This window comes from Curtobacterium sp. MCBD17_030, assembly GCF_003224255.1.
In the GTDB taxonomy this organism is placed as follows: domain Bacteria; phylum Actinomycetota; class Actinomycetes; order Actinomycetales; family Microbacteriaceae; genus Curtobacterium.
The window spans coordinates 113,314-132,361 of sequence record NZ_QKLI01000001.1 but is presented as its reverse complement, the minus strand read 5'-3'; the positions used below and the strand labels follow the sequence as shown (position 1 = coordinate 132,361).

18 protein-coding genes are annotated in these 19,048 nt (G+C 71.5%); 8 read left to right on the top strand and 10 right to left on the bottom strand.

The genetic code is table 11. The annotated features are described in order from the left end of the window. Positions 1-81 precede the first annotated feature (81 nt). On the top strand, positions 82-1,173 hold the full coding sequence (locus DEI89_RS00605; protein WP_110902103.1) for an acyltransferase family protein: 1,092 nt from the start codon (positions 82-84) through the stop codon (positions 1,171-1,173). Positions 1,174-1,179: 6 nt separating this feature from the next. Here DEI89_RS00605 and DEI89_RS00600 read toward each other — a convergent pair whose 3' ends face one another. The 3 genes from DEI89_RS00600 to DEI89_RS00590 form a co-directional block, all read right to left on the bottom strand. Continuing rightward, positions 1,180-1,380, bottom strand: coding sequence for a hypothetical protein (locus tag DEI89_RS00600; RefSeq protein ID WP_110902102.1), 201 nt, complete (start codon positions 1,378-1,380; stop codon positions 1,180-1,182). Continuing rightward, positions 1,377-3,155 (bottom strand): N-acetylglutaminylglutamine amidotransferase, encoded by a 1,779-nt coding sequence (locus DEI89_RS00595; RefSeq protein WP_110902101.1) that lies wholly within the window; start codon positions 3,153-3,155, stop codon positions 1,377-1,379. The genes DEI89_RS00600 and DEI89_RS00595 overlap by 4 nt, the downstream gene beginning before the upstream one ends. A gap of 110 nt (positions 3,156-3,265) precedes the next feature. After that, positions 3,266-4,258 (bottom strand): helix-turn-helix domain-containing protein, encoded by a 993-nt coding sequence (locus DEI89_RS00590; protein WP_110902100.1) that lies wholly within the window; start codon positions 4,256-4,258, stop codon positions 3,266-3,268. 158 nt (positions 4,259-4,416) lie between these two features. Here DEI89_RS00590 and DEI89_RS00585 point away from each other — a divergent pair, with 158 nt between their 5' ends. From DEI89_RS00585 to DEI89_RS00565, 5 genes are all read left to right on the top strand, one after another. Beyond that, positions 4,417-5,748, top strand: coding sequence for a bifunctional o-acetylhomoserine/o-acetylserine sulfhydrylase (locus tag DEI89_RS00585; protein ID WP_110902099.1), 1,332 nt, complete (start codon positions 4,417-4,419; stop codon positions 5,746-5,748). Between the two features lie 172 nt (positions 5,749-5,920). Further along, complete coding sequence (locus tag DEI89_RS00580) at positions 5,921-7,120, top strand: homoserine O-acetyltransferase (protein WP_110902098.1); 1,200 nt, start codon at positions 5,921-5,923, stop codon at positions 7,118-7,120. Positions 7,121-7,300: 180 nt separating this feature from the next. Continuing rightward, positions 7,301-8,458 (top strand): sensor histidine kinase, encoded by a 1,158-nt coding sequence (locus tag DEI89_RS00575; protein WP_110902097.1) that lies wholly within the window; start codon positions 7,301-7,303, stop codon positions 8,456-8,458. After that, on the top strand, positions 8,455-9,771 hold the full coding sequence (locus DEI89_RS00570) for a hypothetical protein (RefSeq protein WP_110902096.1): 1,317 nt from the start codon (positions 8,455-8,457) through the stop codon (positions 9,769-9,771). Before DEI89_RS00575 ends, DEI89_RS00570 begins: the two co-directional genes overlap by 4 nt. Before the next feature lie 142 nt (positions 9,772-9,913). After that, positions 9,914-10,585, top strand: coding sequence for a response regulator transcription factor (locus DEI89_RS00565; protein ID WP_110902095.1), 672 nt, complete (start codon positions 9,914-9,916; stop codon positions 10,583-10,585). Positions 10,586-10,793: 208 nt separating this feature from the next. Here the strand turns inward: DEI89_RS00565 and DEI89_RS00560 are convergent, their stop codons facing one another. The 6 genes from DEI89_RS00560 to DEI89_RS00540 all read right to left on the bottom strand — a co-directional run bounded on the left by DEI89_RS00560 (position 10,794) and on the right by DEI89_RS00540 (position 16,600). Beyond that, positions 10,794-12,062, bottom strand: a complete 1,269-nt coding sequence (locus DEI89_RS00560; RefSeq protein WP_110902094.1) for an MFS transporter — start codon at positions 12,060-12,062, stop codon at positions 10,794-10,796. A 238-nt stretch (positions 12,063-12,300) separates the two neighbouring features. Then, entirely contained in the window at positions 12,301-12,777 is a 477-nt protein-coding gene (locus DEI89_RS00555; protein ID WP_110902093.1) for a MarR family winged helix-turn-helix transcriptional regulator, read from the bottom strand. Between the two features lies 1 nt (position 12,778). Beyond that, positions 12,779-14,437, bottom strand: coding sequence for an MDR family MFS transporter (locus DEI89_RS00550; RefSeq protein WP_110902092.1), 1,659 nt, complete (start codon positions 14,435-14,437; stop codon positions 12,779-12,781). A 238-nt stretch (positions 14,438-14,675) separates the two neighbouring features. Beyond that, positions 14,676-14,852 (bottom strand): hypothetical protein, encoded by a 177-nt coding sequence (locus DEI89_RS17510; protein ID WP_181421439.1) that lies wholly within the window; start codon positions 14,850-14,852, stop codon positions 14,676-14,678. A gap of 128 nt (positions 14,853-14,980) precedes the next feature. Beyond that, on the bottom strand, positions 14,981-15,310 hold the full coding sequence (locus DEI89_RS00545; RefSeq protein ID WP_110902091.1) for a thiamine-binding protein: 330 nt from the start codon (positions 15,308-15,310) through the stop codon (positions 14,981-14,983). A gap of 24 nt (positions 15,311-15,334) precedes the next feature. Continuing rightward, complete coding sequence (locus DEI89_RS00540) at positions 15,335-16,600, bottom strand: glycosyltransferase family 87 protein (protein WP_258368571.1); 1,266 nt, start codon at positions 16,598-16,600, stop codon at positions 15,335-15,337. A gap of 67 nt (positions 16,601-16,667) precedes the next feature. On the opposite strand from DEI89_RS00540, the gene DEI89_RS00535 reads away from it, so the two are divergent. Beyond that, positions 16,668-17,390: a YceI family protein gene (locus DEI89_RS00535; protein WP_258368569.1), complete on the top strand. Its 723-nt coding sequence runs from the start codon at positions 16,668-16,670 to the stop codon at positions 17,388-17,390. Between the two features lie 101 nt (positions 17,391-17,491). Here DEI89_RS00535 and DEI89_RS00530 read toward each other — a convergent pair whose 3' ends face one another. Beyond that, positions 17,492-18,340 (bottom strand): ADP/ATP-dependent (S)-NAD(P)H-hydrate dehydratase, encoded by an 849-nt coding sequence (locus DEI89_RS00530; protein WP_110902468.1) that lies wholly within the window; start codon positions 18,338-18,340, stop codon positions 17,492-17,494. A gap of 24 nt (positions 18,341-18,364) precedes the next feature. Between DEI89_RS00530 and DEI89_RS00525 the strand changes: the two genes are divergently transcribed. Then, positions 18,365-18,985, top strand: a complete 621-nt coding sequence (locus DEI89_RS00525; protein ID WP_110902088.1) for an HAD family phosphatase — start codon at positions 18,365-18,367, stop codon at positions 18,983-18,985. Positions 18,986-19,048: the final 63 nt, after the last annotated feature.

Here is a 19,048-nt window from a genome sequence, read left to right as displayed (position 1 = left end):
TCCTCGCGGGTCGGGGACGGTGGGCGGCCCGGGGCAACGCTACCGACACCGGGGCAGCCGTCGGACGGTAACGTGCGGAGGATGACGACGGACGCCGCCCCTCCCGCGCCCTCTGCCCCGGCGGGCGCGCTCGACCCGGGTCGGATCCGGCGGCGGATCCCGATGTGGGACACGGCGCGCTTCCTGGCGGTGACGCTGGTGGTGATCGGGCACGCGATCCAGCGGCAGACCACGGGCAGTGAGCACGCGTTGGCGCTGTACACGTTCATCTACGCGTTCCACATGCCGGCGTTCGGGGTGATCAGCGGGTACTTCTCGTCGGCGGACACCCCGACGGCGAAGCGGATGCGGCGGACGTTCACGGACATCGTGGTGCCGTACATCATCATGCAGACGATCTGGACCGTGGTGCAGGCGGTGGTGGAGGGTGGCAAGGAGTTCAACCCGACGAAGCCGACGTGGACGCTCTGGTTCCTGTTGGCGTTGGGGATCTTCCGGCTGATCCTGCCGTACCTGGCGCAGCTGCGGGCACCGCTGGTGTGGGCGGTGGTGCTGAGCATCGGCGTCGGGTACTTCGACAACGTGGACTCGACGCTGTCCCTCGGCCGGGCGATCAGCCTGCTGCCGTTCTTCCTGCTCGGCTGGCAGGTGAAGCAGTGGGGGCTGTTCGACCGCTGGTACGAGGCTTCCCGGCGGACGGTGGTCCGCGTGCGGGTCCTCGCGGGTGTGGTGTTCCTGGCGTGGGCGGTGTCGTGCGCGCTGTGGATCCCGCAGTTCAAGGAGTTCGACCTGCACCACTGGTTCTTCTACGACGACTCGTACTCGGGACTCGGCGAGGACGCGTGGTGGGCCGGCGGGGTCCGTTTCGCGCTGATGCTGTTGGCGACGCTGTTGACGGCGTCGTTCCTGGTCCTCGTGCCGCGGCGGACGGTCTGGTTGACGCGGTTCGGTGCGGCGACGATGTACGTGTACCTGCTGCACACGTTCCTGCTCTACCCGATCCGCGAGTCGGGGGTGCTGGCGGGTGAGCACTCGGCGTGGCCGTTCGTGCTGCTGATGGTGCTGGTGGCGTGTGCGGTGAGCCTGTTCCTGGCACAGCCGTTCGTGCGGCGCGGGATGCGGTGGCTGCTCGAGCCGAAGGTCGACTGGTTGTTCCGCCGGGACCCGGCCTGAACGCGCTCAGATCCCGTCGAGGGACCGGCGCAGCTGCTGTTGGGCGGTGCCGAGGTCGCGGTAGTCCCCCACCCAGCGGCTGTGCGCGTCCGTGACGAGGTACCCGTGGCGGTGCCGGTCGACCTGTCCGGCGAGGACTCCGTCGACGCGGGCCAGCCAGAAGCCGTCCTCGGGGCTGGTCCACTGCACCGCGCGTGGGCCGCTCACCGGATGCCCTGTCGTTGCAGCCACAGCTCGAGGACCGCGAGGAGCCAGAGCACGGTCCCCCCGGCGCGGGTCCGGTGGCGGCGCGGGTCGGCGAGGAGTGCGTCGACGGCGGTGGCGCGGACGAGGCCGCGGTCCCGTGCCTCGGGTGCGAGCAGGGCGTCCCGCGCGACCGTGACGACGTCGTCGTCGAGGTTGCGGACGCCCGGCACCGGGAAGGAGCCCTTGGGCCGATCGACGACCTCCGGTGGGAGCAGGCGTCGGCCGATGGACTTCAGGACCCCCTTGCCGCCGTCGGCGGTCTTGAGTGCGGGCGGGCACGCGGCCACGAGTGCGACGAGGTCCTGGTCGAGGAACGGGACACGGGCCTCCAGACCGGAGGCCATGGTCATGCTGTCGACGCGTTTCACCGGGTCGTCGACCATGAGCAGGTGCGTGTCGAGCCGGAGGACCGCGTCGAGGGCGGTCTCGGCGCCAGGTGCGCCGAGGTGTTCCTGCAGGAGCAGGTGGCTGACGTCCGTGGCCGGAAGGGCGCCGGGTGCGAGGAGGGTGCGGGCGCTCGCGGCGGGGTCCACGAACGCGCCTGTGAACGCGGCGAGCGCGCCACCGCGTCGGACGTCCATCGCCGGGCGGTGGTAGGCGTAGCCGGCGAAGACCTCGTCGGCGCCCTGTCCGGACTGCACGACCCGCTCGGTCTCGGCGACGCGCTGGGACAGCAGGTGGAAGGCCGCGACGTCCTGGGTGGCCATCGGTTCCGGCATCGCGCCGACGGAGTCGACGAGTGCCGCGGGCAGGTCGGTGGCGGGGACGTGGATCCGGGTGTGGTCGGTGGCGAAGCGGTCGGCGACCAGGTCGGACCACGCGAACTCGTCGCCGTCCTCGCCGCCGGCGCCGTCGAAGCCGATGCTGTAGGTGCCCGTGGTGCCGCCGGCTTCGTCGGCGAGCATCGCGACCAGGAGGCTCGAGTCCAGTCCGCCGGACAGCAGGACCCCGACGGGGACGTCGGCGACGAGCCGCCTGCGGACGGCGGTGCGGAGGCTCTCCTCGATCGCGTCCTCCCAGTCACGGTCGCTCCAGTGGGCGCGTGCCGGGTCGCGTTCGTAGGCGGGTGACCAGAAGAGCCGGTCCTCGGTGGTGCCGGTGGTGTCGATGGTGCGGACGGTGGCGGCGGGGAGCTTCTGCACGCCGCGGAGGAGTGTGCGGGGTGCCGGCACGATGGAGTGCCAACTGAAGTAGTGGTGCAGTGCGACGGGGTCGAGGGCGGTGTCGACGTCCCCGCCGGCGAGGAGTGCCGGCAGGGTGGAGGCGATGCGGAGGCCGCCCTCCACCTCGGCGAAGTAGAGCGGTTTGACGCCGAGCCGGTCGCGGGCGATGACGACCCGGTGTCGGTCGCGATCGACGATGACGACGGCGAACATGCCCACGAGGTGGTCGACGAAGCGCTCACCCCAGCGGGCGTAGGCGGCGAGGATGACCTCGCTGTCGCTGGTGGTGCGGAACGGGTAGTCGGCGGCGAGTTCGCCGCGCAGTTCACGGTGGTTGTAGACGCACCCGTTGAAGACCATCGCGACGTCCTGCACGCCGGACTCCATCGGCTGCGCGGCACGGTCGGTGCGGTCGATGACGCTGAGCCGTCGGTGTCCGAGCACCGCCCAGCCGCCGTCCCAGAGTCCCCCGCCGTCCGGGCCGCGGTCCTGCATGCACGTCGTCATCCGTCGGACCGCGTCGATGTCCGCCCGTCCCCCGTCGAACCGCAGTTCGGCAGCCAGTCCACACATGTCGTGCCTTTCGTCCCGGCGGCCCACGGAACGCCGGGACGACAGGGCGGGAGGTCAGACGGGGACCGTTGCCGCGTGTGCCGGACACGGGCAGCGGCCCGGGGACCGGGTCAGCCGCGGAGCGTGTCGCTCGGGCGTTCCCCGAACCGCTCGGCGTAGTACCCGGCGAAGCGTCCGAGGTGCACGAACCCGAGCTGTCGGGCGACGGTGGCGACGCTGACCTCGCCGGGTCGGGCGTCGGCGAGGAGGGTGCGTGCTCGACGGAGTCTTGCCTCGCGCAGGGCCTCGAGCGGCGTGGGCAGGTCGTTCCGCCCGAAGGCCTGCTGGAGTCCGCGTTGGCTGAGGCCGGCGGCTGCGGCGAGGTCGGCCGTCGTGATCGGCTCGGTCAGGTGGGCTTCGATGTAGTCGAGCGCGCGGACGACGTTCGCCGGGTGGCCGGGGAAGCGTGGGAAGGCCGGGGCGGGCGCGAAGGCGTCGAGGACCCGGCGGCTCACCGCGTCCACCAGGCGTGCCCGGGTGAGGCGGTCGGCGCTCGGGTCGAGGAGGACCGGGGTCGACGCGGCGAGCGTGCGCTGCAGTGCGGCGAGTCCCTCGGGGTCCGGCGTCTGGGCGAACCGGAGCGGTTCCGCGTGCTCGCCGCTCCGTGCCAGGTGGAGCGCTTCGAGGGCCGGGCCGTCGATGTCGATCGTGTGCAGCGTGATGCTCGGCGGGGCCTCGATGGTGAAGGGGCGGCCGGTCGGGTAGACGGCGGGGGTGCCGGCGCTGACGACGAGTTCGGTGTCGGTGCCGCCGTCGATGGCCAGTTCGCCGTCGTGCGCCCAGGTGACGAGGTAGCGGCCCTGGGGCTCGATCCGGCCCCAGCGGCGAGCGCTGAGTGCCGAGCTGCGCAGGCGGAGACGCTCGTCGCCGACGGCACGCAGCCGGTACCCGAACGGCCGGTCCTCGTCCTGGGTGAGCCGCACGGCGTGCGCGTCGTGCACGCGCTCGTAGAAGTGGGTGGCCTCGTCGATGTCCCGGCCGGCCACGTCGTGCCGTCTGACGTGCGAGCGTCCGGGCTGCTCGGGCGGGTTCAGGGAGGGCATGACGGCGACACTGTAGGTCACGCGCCTTCCCTGTCGCGACACGAGCGGACCCGTCGTCCACTTCCCGCCGTGCCCGGACGTCCGTCCCCCTCGGCACTGCGCGTTACGTCCGACGACTCCCCCGCTGGTGCGCGCCCGGTCATCTGCGTAGCGTGACGGGCGACGGAAGAGGAGCCCCGATGACCACGAACGACGCAGCCGCCTGGCGGTTCGAGACCACGCAGGTGCACGCGGGTGCCGCACCGGACCCGACCACGGGTGCCCGTGCGACGCCGATCTACAAGACGACCTCGTACGTGTTCGAGAACTCGGACCACGCCCGCGACCTGTTCGCGCTGGCGCAGCCGGGCAACATCTACTCGCGGATCATGAACCCGACCAACGACGTCGTGGAGCAGCGGATCGCCGCGCTCGAGGGCGGCACCGGGGCGTTGCTCGTGTCGAGCGGCCAGGCGGCGGAGACCTACGCGGTGCTCAACATCGCGGGTGCCGGTGACCACATCGTGTCGTCGTCGTCGATCTACGGCGGCACCTACAACCTCTTCAAGTACACGCTGGCGAAGCTCGGCATCGAGACGACGTTCGTCGAGGACCAGGACGACCCGGAGGAGTGGCGTCGCGCGGTCCGTCCGAACACGAAGCTGTTCTTCGCCGAGACCATCGGCAACCCGCGCATCAACGTGCTCGACATCGAGACCGTCGCGGGCGTCGCGCACGAGTCCGGTGTGCCCCTGATCGTCGACAACACGATCGCGACGCCGTACCTGATCCGTCCGTTCGAGCACGGCGCGGACATCGTGGTGCACTCGGCGACGAAGTTCCTCGGCGGGCACGGCACCGTCATCGGCGGGATCATCGTCGACGGCGGGACGTTCGCGTGGTCCGAGCACGCCGAGCGGTTCCCGGAGTTCAGCACCCCGGACCCGTCGTACCACGGGGCGGTGTTCTCGCAGGCCGTCGGTGACGCGCTGGCGTACATCGTCAAGGCCCGCGTGCAACTGCTCCGCGACCTCGGTGCGTCGAACTCGGCGGACACCGCGTTCGCGCTCCTGCAGGGCATCGAGACGCTGAGCCTGCGGATGGAACGGCACGTCTCCAACGCGCAGGAGATCGCGGAGTGGCTCGACCGGCACCCGGACGTCGCGACGGTGGCGTACGCGGGGCTGCCGACGAGCCCGTGGTACCCGGCGGCGACGAAGTACGCGCCCCGTGGTGTCGGCGCCGTGCTGTCCTTCGAACTGAAGGGCGGCGTCGACGCGGGTCGTGCCCTGGTCGACGAGTTGCAGCTGTTCTCGCACCTGGCGAACATCGGCGACGTCCGCTCGCTCGTGATCCACCCGGCGTCCACCACCCACTCGCAGCTGACCCCCGAGCAGCAGCTCACCACCGGGGTCACGCCGGGCCTGGTGCGCCTGTCGGTGGGCATCGAGAACGTCGAGGACCTCAAGGCCGACCTCGAGGCCGGGCTCGCCGCGGCCCGCGCCGTCGCCCAGGCGGGCCTGCGCGCCTGACCCGTGCCGCGCCTCCCGGCTGAGGCACCCACGGGACGCAACGTGGGCGGCTCCTCGCAGCGGTGTTCCGTTGCGGGAAGCCGCCCACGTTGCGTCCCGCGAGGCCGCGACGCGCCGGACGTGACGTAACACGGCGGCGGCGAGCCGCGCCTCCAGGGAGGATGGACGCACGATGGACTGGCAGACGACCCCCGAGGACTCCGTGCCGTCCACCCTGGTGCCCGGCGCCGAACTCGGCACCCTCGGCAAGCCGCCGGTCACCGGTGCGTGGCGGCCGGGCGACCCGACCGGCGCACGGCGCTTCGAGGCGCTCGGCGAGCAGTTCGTCCGCGGCGGCCGGATCCCGTCGGTCCGCGTCGCGTACGAGACCTGGGGAACGCTCTCCCCCGCGAAGGACAACGTCGTCCTGGTGTTCCACGCCCTGACCGGCGACTCGCACGTCGCGGGCCCGCCGGGACCGGGTCACCGCACGGCGGGCTGGTGGGGTGACGTCGTCGGACCCGGCCGCGCCATCGACACCGACCGCTGGTTCGTCGTCGCGCCGAACATGCTCGGCGGTTGCCAGGGCACCACCGGCCCGTCCTCGGTCGCACCCGACGGCGTCGAGTGGGGCTCCCGGTTCCCGTTCGTCACGATCCGCGACCAGGTCGCCACGCAGCTGCGGTTGGCCGACCGACTCGGCATCGAGCGCTTCGCCGCCGTCGTCGGTGGGTCGATGGGCGGCATGCACGCCCTGGAGGCCGCCGTCACCGCCCCCGAACGCGTCGCCCGGCTCGCGGTCCTGGCGAGCACCGCGCAGACCACCGCGGACCAGATCGCCGCGAACTCCCTGCAGCGTGCCGCGATCCAGATGGACCCGGGGTTCGCCGGCGGCGACCACCACGACGCCGAACCCGGCGAGGGCCCGCACCGGGGCCTGGCGCTGGCGCGGCGGATGGCGATGATGACCTACCGGGCCTCGGACGAGCTCAACGGCCGGTTCGCCCGCTCGTGGCAGAGCGACGTCTCCCCGCTCGGCGACGACGGACGGTTCTCGGTGGAGAGCTACCTCGACTTCCACGGCAACAAGTTCACCCGACGGTTCGACGCGGCGTCCTACGTCGCCCTCACGCACGCGATGGACTCGCACGACGTCGGTGCCGGCCGCGGCGGAGTGGCTGCGGCGCTCGCCCGGGTGAGCGCTCGGACGCTCGTCGTCGGCATCTCCAGCGACCGGCTCTTCCCCGTCGAGGACCAGCACCGGATCGCCGCCGGAGTGCCCGACACGCTGGACGGCGACCGCGCCGCGGTGATCACGAGCGAGTTCGGTCACGACGGTTTCCTCATCGAACACGAGGCCGTCGGGGCGCACCTGCGGCGACTGCTCGACTGATCGGGGTGCATCGGTGTCCCCGGAAGACGGGACACCCGCAGACCGATCCGTCGACCCCCGCGCGCCGAAGACCCCACTACGGGTGTCGCCCGTGGAATGATGCAGAGTGCACGGTCTCGACCAGTGCTCGGTTTCCCAAGACCAACCAGCTTCCCGAACCAGGAACAGCCAGGACCAACGATGGAACTCCTCGCGCAGGAACGCGACCGCCTCCTCCGGTCGACGACCCGTGTCGTGGGCGTCGTCTGCGCGCTCGTCAGCGTCGTGGGCGTGGCCACGTCCCTCGCCGTCCCCGTGGCACAGCTCGTCCTCGGACTCGGCTGCATCGCCGTGATGGTCGGGGCGCTCCTCGCGTTCGGCGCCAACGGTTCGACCTGGTGGACGGCCACCACCGTCGTCGCCGGTCTCGGCGCCGTGACGATCCTCACCACGGCCGTGACGGCGGACGACCGCGGCGTGATCGCCAGCGCACTCGTCCCGCTGGCCGGCGGTGGACTCGCCTCCCTGCTCATGGCGCAGCGCGGACACCGGGTCGGACTCGGCCTCGCAGCCGGTGCCGGAGTCGTCTCCCTCGGGCTGATGAGCTGGGCCAGCGGCGCCGTCCTCAGCGCCCCGGTCAGCGGCGTGCTCCTCGGCTGGGTCCTCGTCGCCGTCGTCGCCGTCTGGATCAGCCGCAGCATCCCGCGCGTGGCTCGTCGCATCTACAGCATCGGCACCGCCCACCGCGCCGAACGCCAGGCCAGCGAGACCGAGGCGCAGCGACGACAGGGCGCCCGACTGCTGCACGACACCGTGCTCGCCACCCTCACCCTGCTGGCACACTCCGGCGTCGGCGTCTCCGAGCACGCGATGCGGGAGCAGGCCGCCGAGGACGCACGGCTCCTCCGCCACCTCCGCCTCGGCGCGACCCCGCAACCGCAGCAGTCCGGCGACTACTCCCTCACCCGGACCGAGGAGTCGCCGCTCGGCCAGACCCTCGAGTCCGTCAAGCAGCGCTTCGGCCGCATGGGTCTCGAGGTCGCCTGGCACGGCACCGGGCAGGTCCTGCTGCCGAAGCACGTGCTCGACGCGTTCCTGCTCGCGCTCGGCGAGTGCCTGGAGAACGTCCGACGCCACGCCGGCGTCCCCGAGGCGCACGTCACGATCGTGCACGACGAGGCGATGGTCCGCGCGATGGTCACCGACTCCGGCGTCGGCTTCGAACTCGACACCGTCAGCGCTGAACGGCTCGGCTTCAAGGAGAGCGTCGTGAACCGCCTCCGCGAGGTCGGCGGCGACGCCCGCCTGTTCTCGGCACCGGGCGCCGGCACCACCGTCGTCCTGGAGGCGCCCCGATGAGCGGCGTCCCGGAGGACACCATCACCCACGGACTGCCCGGCGAGCAGACCGCACCCCGCACCCGCCGGGAGGCCCGCGAACGCTACCGGGGCACCGAACGACGACAGGCGCGCGGTCTGCCCTCCACCTCGACCGGTGCCCGCTCGCTCCGACAGGCAGCCCAGCCCGGTGCCTCGCTCGGTGCCGGCCACCTCGGGCTCGGTGCCGCCGTGCTCACCGGACTCGAGGCGCTCGGTGGGATCGTCTTCTTCCTCGTGCACTGGGACGACTACACCAACCCGTGGCTGACCGCGGCCGCCTGGGCGCTGTTCGTCGTCGCCGCGAGCTGCGTGCTCGCCACGGTCCTCACGTACGGGGAACGACTCACCGGTGTCGCCTTCGGGCTGATCTGCGTCGTGCTCGCCTGCATCGTCACGCTCGACTTCATCGGGATGTGGGACCAGCACGACGTCGGCCACACCGCCACCGCGTCGATGGCGGCCGGGTTCGCGCTGCTGCCGATCACGACCCTCCGGCCCGCCCGTGAGGTCATCGCCGCGATCGTCGGCCTCGGCCTGGCGTTCGCCGTCTACGCCGTGGTGTCCACCCCGCTGACGACCGAGACCCTGCCCGGCATCGTCACCATGCTCGCGGTCACCGTCGTCCCGCCGTCCGTGGCGCTGTTCGTCGTGCACCGCTTCCGGCAGCTCGTGCAGCGCGAACTCGACCGGGTGCTCGTGCAGAGCAACGTCGGCGCCCCCCAGTTCGCCGTCGGGATGCTCGCCTCGGACGAACTCGCCCGCCTGGACCTCGCCGCCGAGAAGCTGCTCGACGCCGTCGCGAACGGCTCCGACCCGTTGCCGCTGTCCGACGCATCGGCCTCCGTCGCCGCGTCCCTCGCCACCGAGCTCCGCCTGCACCTGATCGAGGGCCGCCGCGAGACCTGGCTGTACCACGCGATCACGGAGTCCGACAACCTCGGCCGCTCCGTCGCCGTCACCGACCCGAGCGCCCTCGCGGGGCACCTGACCCCCGCCCAGCGCGACGGCCTGCTCCAGGCGCTGTGGCAGATGGTCGGCGACGGCCGCGCCCAGCAGCCCGGCGTGCCCGTCGTCTCGGTCACCCTCGGTCCCGTCGGCAGCGACGGCCACCCGGTCACCGACGACACCATGGACGTCCCGGTCGTCATCGAGTCGCGCGGAGTCCCCCGCCGTCGTCTCGGCCCGGCCGCGTGGACGGCCCTGCAGCGCATCGGGCCCTACACCGACAGCGTCCGCGACGGCGTGCTGCACGTCACGGCGCATTGCGTCGTCAACCGGCACCCGCAGATGTGACGCACCACGAGCCTCCCGGCAGCGACGCCGGCACGCAGCGAGTGCCGCTACCGGACAACATGGCCAGCCTCCCCGAACCCGGTCGCCGATCCTCCTAGGATCAGCAGGCCCGGGACGGACCCACCAGAAAGGACCATCGCGCATGGCGACTCCAGCAGAACCGATCAGACTCGCTCTCGTCGACGACCACCGGATGCTGCTCAGCGCCCTGACCGAGTGGATCCGGAACGCAGCCGATGACATCGCGATGGTCACCGCGGTCACCACCTGGCCGGAGCTGCTCACCAGTCCGGCCTTCCCCGTCGACGTCGTGCTGCTCGACCTGGACCTGAAGGACTCCATCCCGGTGTCCCTGAAGATCTCGACGCTGAAGACCGCCGGCGTGAAGACGGTCGTGATGAGCACGTACTCCGAGCCGAACGTGGTTCGTGAGGCCCTCGGTGCCGGAGCCCTCGGCTACCTCGTCAAGAGCGAGGACGCGGCGATGATCGTCGAGGCGATCCGTGCGGCGCAGCGCGGCGAGCAGTACGTCTCCGCCGAACTCGACCTGGCGATCAACAGTGGGGACGTCGGCGGCGTGCCGAAGCTCAGCGCCCAGGAGCGTCGTGTGATGGCGCTCTACGGCGGTGGCGAGCCCGTGAAGAGCGTGGCCTACCAGCTCGGCATCTCCGAGGAGACCGCGAAGAGCTACCTGAAGCGCATCCGCGAGAAGTACCGCGTCGCCGGGTTCGACGTCGGCACGAAGGTGGCGCTCCGGAAGCGGGCGATCACCGACGGCATCATCGTCCAGGACGGTTCCCCACACGGGTTGTAGGGGCCGGGTCGCCGGGCGAGCGGGCGGGCTCCACCGCGAGGTGCCGCAATTTGGGCATCTCACGCGTCGAGATGCCACGATGCGCGCACCGCGGCGGAGCGCACGCGGCCAGTTACGGCATGTGGCGATACGGCGAGGGTCGGTCAGCGCGCGCGGACACTGCTGTCCGTGAGACCCACCCGGCGCCGCGAGGTGCCGCGAGGTGCCGTCAGTGCGAGGACACGGACTCGCGGATCGGGCCGGTGCTGGCTCCCGCCGTCCGGACCGCCGCTGCGCGTCGGTTCGTTCGGTTCTCGACCGCGTAGCTGATCACCGCGACGAGGACACCGAGCAGCGCCAGACCGATGCCGAGCCAGCCCGGGGCGACGAAGCCGAAGCCGGCCGCGATGACCGCGCCGCCGAGCGCAGCGCCGAGCGAGTTGCCCAGGTTGAAGGCGGAGTGGTTGAGCGCTGCCGCGATGGTGCGGGCGTCACCGGCGACGTCCATCAGTCGGGACTGCACCGCCGGCGGGATCGCGGACGAGGTCGCACCGAGCAGGAACGCCCCGATGAACAGGCCGACGACCCACTGTGCGGTGAGGACCGTCACGAGCAGCGCGCCGATCAGGGCGAACAGCCCGACGAAGATGGTGGCCTTGACGCTGTGGTCCGCCAGGAATCCACCGAGCAAACCGCCGACGACCATGCCGAGCCCGACGACGACCAGCACGAGCGGCACCGAGGACTCCGACAACCCGGTCACGTTCTGCACCAGCGGCGAGATGTACGAGTAGACGGCGAAGAAGCCGCCGAAGCCGACCGCTCCCAGGCTCATCACGATCCAGACCTGCGGCACCCGGAAGGCCCGGAGCTCCCGCCCGATGGTCGCGTGCACGTCCCGACCGCTGCGCGGCACGAACACCGACACGGCGAGGAACGTCAGCGCGAACAGCGCGGCGACGACCCCGTAGGCGGTCCGCCAGCTGGCGACCTGACCGATCCAGGTGACCGCGGGGACACCGACGACGTTGGCGACCGACAGGCCGAGGAGCACGAGGGCGATGCCCTTGCCGCGCTTCCCCGGTCCCATGATGTCGCCGGCGACGATCGAGGCGATGCCGAAGTACGCACCGTGCGGGAGTCCGGCGACGAACCGGGCGACGAGGACCAGGCCGAACGAGGGCAGGACCGCGCTCGCGACCGTCGCGACGACGAACCCGACCAGCAGCACCATGAGCAGGCCCTTGCGCGGGAACCTGGCGGACATCGCCGCGATCGTCGGTGCACCGACCACGACCCCCAGGGCGTACGCGCTGACGATCCAACCGGCGTGGGCGACCCCGCCCTCCGGGTCGGCGGCGTACTGGCCGGGCAGCAGCGCCTCGGCGATGTTCGGCAGCAGGCCCATCGCGACGAACTCGGTGGTCCCGATGGCGAAGCCACCCAGCGCGAGAGCGAGGATGGCGAGCGTACGACGTGCCGGCGTGAGCTGGGACATGGGACCTGTTCTCGTGCGCGAGCACGGTGGGTACGAGCACGTGGGATCGGGTGCCGGATCAGTGTAGACCGCTCCAACACGGCGGCGAAAGACGAGTGGCCGAATCGATTCGACCGACATGCCGACACTGTCGCCGACTGGACGATGGAACGCGGCCGCGCCGACCGGGATTCCCGATCGGCGCGAAGGTCCCGTCACGACGAGCTGTCGGTGCTGGTACTGGTACTGGTACTGAGCGTCACCGCGGCCGGAGGTTGGCGAGCAGTCGGGCGAGCTCGTCCAGGTCGCGGGTGGGCCACTCCGCCAGGTTGGTGCGGAACTCGTCTCGCGCTCCGCTGCGGATCCTTTCCATCCTGGCGACGGCGTCATCGGTGGGGCTGATCACGACCGCGCGGCGATCCGCCGGGTCCTGACCCCTCGAGACCAGACCGAGCGACTCGAGTTGCCGGAGCTGCCTGCTGAGCACGCTCTTGTCGAACCCCAACGACTCCGCCAGCTCCCCCGCGCCGAGCGGACCGCGGCTGACGAGCTCCTGCAGCGTCCGGAAGCCGGACGGTTGCAGTGCCGGGTCGACGTCCGCTGCCTGCTGCCGGAGGCGCGCGCGGTACGCGCTGAACAGCGCCGCGAACTGGCGCTCCAGCACTCCGACGCGGACCTCCAGGCCGTCCGGGAACCCGTCGTCACCTGCGGTGGGCGGAGTCCCGGACGACGTCATCTCACGAGTTTCGAGCACGTGTCCCGGCGGAACCCTGGGAACCACCGGCCTCGATGACCGGGTGCGATCCGGTGACGGTACCGATGCCGGCGAAGTCCTCGGCGGACCCGGCCAGCGGCCCCTGGTCCGTGGAGCGCTCGGCGACGGTCTTCGTGGTCAGCGGCACGTTCGGCATGAAGACGATCGCCAGGACGAGCAGGACCGCGATCGGTGCCGCGATCAGGAACACGTCGGCGACCCCCTGCCCGTACGCCGACTCGATGATCTGGCGGACGCCCGACGGCAGCTTGCTCACGGCCGGGATGCTGCCAGAGGACAGCTCCTTCGCCACGGCCGCGCCCTTGGCGCCGAGCGCCGCGATGGCCTTGCCGAGTTCGGCCTGCTTGTCGCCGAGCAGGTCGGTGACGCGGTTGCCGAGAACGGTCCCGAGCACCGACACCCCGAGCGCACCACCGAGCGAGCGGAAGAACGCGACACCGGCAGAGGCCGCACCGATGTTCCGCGGCTCCGTCGTGTTCTGCACCACGAGGACGAGGTTCTGCATCACGAGACCGACGCCGGAACCCATCACGAACATGTACACGGCCACGACGAGGTAGGGGGTGTCGTACTCGATCGTCCCCATGAGGGCGAGACCCACCACGAGCGCGATCGACCCGATCAGCATGATCGGCTTCCACTTGCCGGTCTTCGTCACGAGACTGCCGCCGACGGTGGAGGCGATGAGCAGTCCGCCGATCATCGGGATCGTCAGCAGGCCGGACTGCGTCGGAGTGGCCCCGCGAGCCAGCTGCATGTACTGCGCCAGGTAGACCGTGGCGCCGAACATCGCGATGCCCACGGCGATCGACCCGATCACGGACATCGAGAAGGTCCGGCTCCGGAACAGCGTCATCGGGAGGATCGGCTCCGTCGCGCGGAGCTCGATGAACACCGTCGCGACGAGCAGGACGACTGCGCCGATCACCATGACGGCCGACGTCGGCGACACCCAGTCGAAGTTCTTCCCCGCCAGGGTGATCCAGATCAGCAGGAGCGAGACACCACCGGCGATCGTCGCGATGCCCAGGTAGTCGATCGACACCTTGCGCTTCGGCATCGCGCGGAGCTTCAGGGTGAGCTGCAGCAGGATGATCGCCGCGACCGCGAACGGGACTCCGACGAAGAAGTTCCACCGCCACCCGAGGCTGTCGGTCAGCAAGCCACCGAAGAGCGGTCCGCCGACGGTGCCGACGGCCATGACCGCACCGAAGTACCCGCCGTAGCGACCGCGCTCGCGGGGACTGATGATGTCGGCCAGGATGATCTGGCTCAGCGCGGTCAGGCCACCGGCACCGAGACCCTGCAGGACGCGGAACGTGATGAGCGTCCCGGGGTTCTGCGAGAAGCCGGCCAGGGCCGACCCGAGGACGAAGACCACCAGCGACAGCTGGATGAGCAGCTTCCGGTTGAAGAGGTCGGCGAGCTTGCCCCACACCGGGGTCGACACGGTCGTCGCCAGGAGTGTCGAGGTGACGACCCACGTGTAGGCACTCTCACCGCCGCCGAGGTCGCCGATGATCCGCGGCAGCGACGTGCTGACGACGGTCGAGGCGAGGATCGCGACGAACATGCCGAGCAGCAGACCGGACAGCGCTTCGAGCACCTGCCGTTGCGTCATCGCTGGTGCGTCGGATGAAGGCCCGTGGGCGGCCTCGGGTTCGGCTTGTGACATCTGGACTCCTCAGAACTCTCCGGCATGCCACGCTGCACCCGTTACTTGACCAGCGTCAATCATTGCACATGATTGACCGAAGTCAACGAACCGAGCGGCCGACATGAAGCGACCCCGGCGGTGGGTCACCGTCGGGGTCGGGGTCCGCTGAGGATCAGCGCTCGGCGTCGAGATCACTCACGGTTCAGGCTGCTCGCTGCTCCGGTGCGCGGGTGGCGATGCGCGCCTCCGGCAGTTCGTCGCGGTGCACCCAACCGGTGCCGCACTCGGTGCAGCTCGCCCAAGCGTGCTGTTCGTCATCGGAGACGTCGATCACGACCGAGGGGAGGTCGCAGTCCGGGCACCAACCGTCGTGCATCATGAGCGGGCTCCTTCCGTCGCGGGTGCCGGCGCTCGTGCGCCGGCCGATGCATCCAGCACACACCCGACCGCTGACATCGCTGGAACGTGGGCGGCGTGTCGCGCTGAGACCGCGCCGTCCGAGGGCACTCAGTGCTCGGGACCGTTCGAGGCCGAGGCGAGCGCCGCCTCGAGCCGCTCGAGCTTCCCGTCGATCTCCCCCGTGTGCCCGGGCCGGATGTCTGCCTTGAGCACGAGCGAGACCCGCGTCCCGAACGGCGCGACGGCGTCGGTGGCGGCCTTGACCACGGCGAACACCTCGTCCCACTCCCCCTCGAGCTCGGTGAACATCGACGAGGTGCGGTTCGGCAAGCCGGACTCACGGACGACCCGCACGGCTGCGGCGACGGCGTCGTGGACGGAGCCGTCCTCGGCTGCGGCGGGCCCACCGGACGGGGCGATGGAGAAGGCGACGATCATGCCCCCATCCTGCCCCGCCACGCGTCAACGCGCGACGTGGTCCGCTTGCGTCGCGTCGGCGGCCCGACGGGAGGCGCGTGGCTCGATCCCCTGCCGCCACAGCCGGACGAGCACGACGACCGCCCAGACCAGCACGGCGACCTCGAGGGCGTTCCGCACCGACAGGACGACGAGGATCCACGGCTGCACGGCGAGCACCTGGTCGTAGTAGCCCGGGTAGACGAGCTGCGTGAGGAAGGCCATCGGCAGCATCGCGGCGGCGACCGGCAGGAACCGCCAGGCACTCCCCCGTCCGGCGGCGAGCCCCCAGACCACCGGAACCGCGAACCACCCGATGTACTGCGGCGACCCGACCTTGTTCGTCGCGATGAGCGCCGCGACGAACAGCAGCGCCAGCACCGGGGCGACCTGGGTGCGGCGGGCCCCGGTCCGGACGGCGAGCAGCGCGAGCACGACGCCGACGACCACGACGGCCGCCATCAGCGGGGTGGAGAGTGCCGCGGCGACCGTCGTGCCGGCACCGGAGACCTCGAAGGTCAGGATCTCCCGGTCGTAGAAGACCGCAGCGCCGGGCACGTGGGCGGCGGCGGCCCAGAGGAACGGGGTGGCGAGCGGCGCCTCGATCTGCAGCCCACGACCGGTCTGTTCGCCGATGAACGAGAGCAGGTGCGTCGCACCGCCGAACAGCACGTCGACCAGGACGACGAGCCCGGTGACGGTGAACGCACCGGCGACGACCTCGACGCGACGCCCGCGGCGGAGGACGAACAGCACCCCGACCAGGGCGGCCGGCCACACCTTGATCCAAGCCGCGACGGTGAACACCGCGGAGGCGATCCCGGGTCGTGCGGCGACGAATGCCACGCCGACCAGTGCGACCGCGGTGGCGACGGTGTCGATCCGTCCGAGGCCGATCGGACCGAGGGCCAGCAGGAACACCAGCCACCACCAGACCACCCGGACGCCGAACGCCCGGAAGCGCCAGAGGACCGCGGCCGCGACCGCGTTCAACAGCACCATGAGCAGCAGCCATCCGGTGCCGATCGACGCGGTGCCGCCGAGGGCCGCGGCCGCCATCGGCACGATCGCCAGGATCGGGTACACCCACGCCGAGTCGATGCCGACCCAGAAGTGCGACGCCTGCCCCGACTCGATCCACCGTCGGTAGGTGATGGTGACGTCACCGATCGGCTGGTTCGGCACGACGAGCGTCAGGTACCAGAGGACCAGGTGCACCGTGACGAACGCCACCCCGAAGACGACGATCTCGGGCCACGGGTTCCTGCGCACCGGACGAGCGTACCGACCGGGCACAGATCCTCAGCCGATCCCGAGAGTGACGTGTCACCGTCCTCGGGTGACCTCCGCTCCGAACCGCCCGTCCCCCCGCCCCCGGCGCCGCCTCGTGGTCGTGCTCGTCGTGCTCGTCGTCGTCGCCGTGGTCGCGGTGGTCGCCGTCGCGATCGGCACCCGCGCGTACACCTCCGGTGAGAACGCCAAGGCGTCAGCGACACCGACGGTCGCCGCCAGCCGTGCTCCTTCCACGCTCGACGCGCAGGACCTGTCCGGCACCTGGACGGTCGGCGACGGGTCCGAGGCCGGCTACCGCGTCCACGAGGTCCTCAACGGATCGGACGTCACCGTCACCGGCCGCACGTCCGAGGTCACCGGGACAGCGACCGTCGACGGCACCACGATCAGCGCGGCGACGATCACCGTGCAGGTCGGCACCATCGCGACCGACTCGGCCCAGCGCGACTCGTACTTCCGCGACTCGGCCCTCGACACGCAGGCGTTCCCGACGGCGACGTTCACCCTGACCGAGCCGGTGTCCGACGCCGTCCCGACCGGCAGCGGCACGACCGAGGTCCGCGCGACCGGCACCCTCGAGTTGCACGGCGTCACCAAGCCGGTGACGGCGACGCTGCAGGTCGGACTCAGCGGCGACGGCGTCGACGTCTCGGGCACGGTCCCGATCACGTTCTCCGACTACTCGGTGCAGGCGCCGAACCTGGGCTTCGTGAAGGTCGACGACGCGGGGGCGGTCGAGTTCCTCGTGCACGCCTCGCCGTCGTCCTGACCGGTGACCGGGCGGGTCACGGCGCGACCGGCTGACAGTCGGGAGGCACGGCACCGGCCCGCCGGCGCGCCTCCCGTCCGACGGGCCGTCCCGCGGCCCCGTCAGTCGACCTGCGCGTCGCCCGTCACCGCGAGGTCGCGCACCACCCCGGGCAGCTGCTCGATGAGCGAGGTCATCGGGAACGGCCCACCACGCGAGGCCCGACGGGCAGCGACCCCGTGCACGACCGCTGCCGCCGCCGCCAGGTGCGCGAGGTCCTCCGGTCCGACCTCGGACGTGCCGGCGCGGGCGGCGACGAGCGCGCCGAGCACCCCGCCGAGCACGTCCCCGGCCCCCGCTGCCGCAAGCCAGGGGGTCGCCGACGACGCGACCAGCCGGACCCCGCCGTCGGGCGTGACGACGTGCGTGTCGGCGCCCTTGAGGAGCACAACGCTCCCGGTCCGTTCGGCGGCACGGAGTGCTGAGCCGCGTGGGTCGCCCTCGACCTCGTCCCGGGACACGCCAAGGAGCGACGCGAGTTCCCCGGCGTGCGGGGTGAGCACCGCGAGCGGGCCGAGGTCGACGAGCGGGATCGCCCCCGCGTCGACGACGACCGGCACACCGTCGTCGGAGGCGTGCGTGAAACCGGCGCGGGTCGTCTCGTCGAGCTCGTCGAGGGAACCGGCGGAGGTGCCCGACCCGAGGAGCCACGCCTGGACGCGACCGACGCCGGCGACGATCTCGGGCCGACGGGCGAGCACGAAGTCGGTGGCCCGCTCCGGGCCGACGTAGCGGACCATGCCGAGGCCGGTGTGCACGGCGGCGTCGACCCCCATCACGGCCGCACCCGGGTACTGCGCGGACCCGGTGGCGACGCCGAGGACCCCGCGTCGGTACTTCGAGGTGTCGCCGGTGGGGACGGTGATCCAGCGGGCGGCGTCGACGGGTCGGACGGAGACGAAGTCGTTCATCGTGCCCACGGTACGGTGACGGGCATGAGCCTGTCCCTGCCTGGTCGTGTCGTCGTCTTCGACTACGGCGAGGTGATCAGCCGGACCCCGCACGCCGCCCGTGCCGCACTGCTCGACGCGACCGGGCTCGACGCCGACACGCTGTTCCCGGTGTACCAGGAGCTCCGACACGACCTGGACCGCGGCGACCTGACGGTGCTGGAGTACTGGCGCGCGATCGCCGAGCGCATCGGTCGCACCTGGTCGGTGACCGAGGTGCACCGGCTGTGGGCGCTCGACTTCACCGGCTGGTTCGAGGTCGACCCCGAGGTCCTGGCCCTCGTCGAGGAGCTCCACGACGGCGGCACCCGGCTGGCGCTGCTCTCGAACGCGGGCTTCGACTTCGGCGACCCGTACCGACGCTCGCCGATGGGCTCGCTGTTCGAGGTAGTCGTGGTGAGCGCGGAGGAACACGTCCTGAAGCCGGACGCCTCGATCTACCGCGAGACCTGCACACGTCTGGGCATCGAGCCGAGTGCCATGGTCTTCGTCGACAACCGCGCGGAGAACGCCGCCGGCGCAGACGCCGTCGGCGCGGTGGGGGTGCACTTCACCTCGGCCGCCGGGTTGCGCCGGTCGCTCGAGGAGCTCGCGGCCAGCATCTGACGGGAGGCACGGCTCACCTCCTGACGCCTTCTCGCTTCCTCCGAGGAAGCGCCCGGTACCATC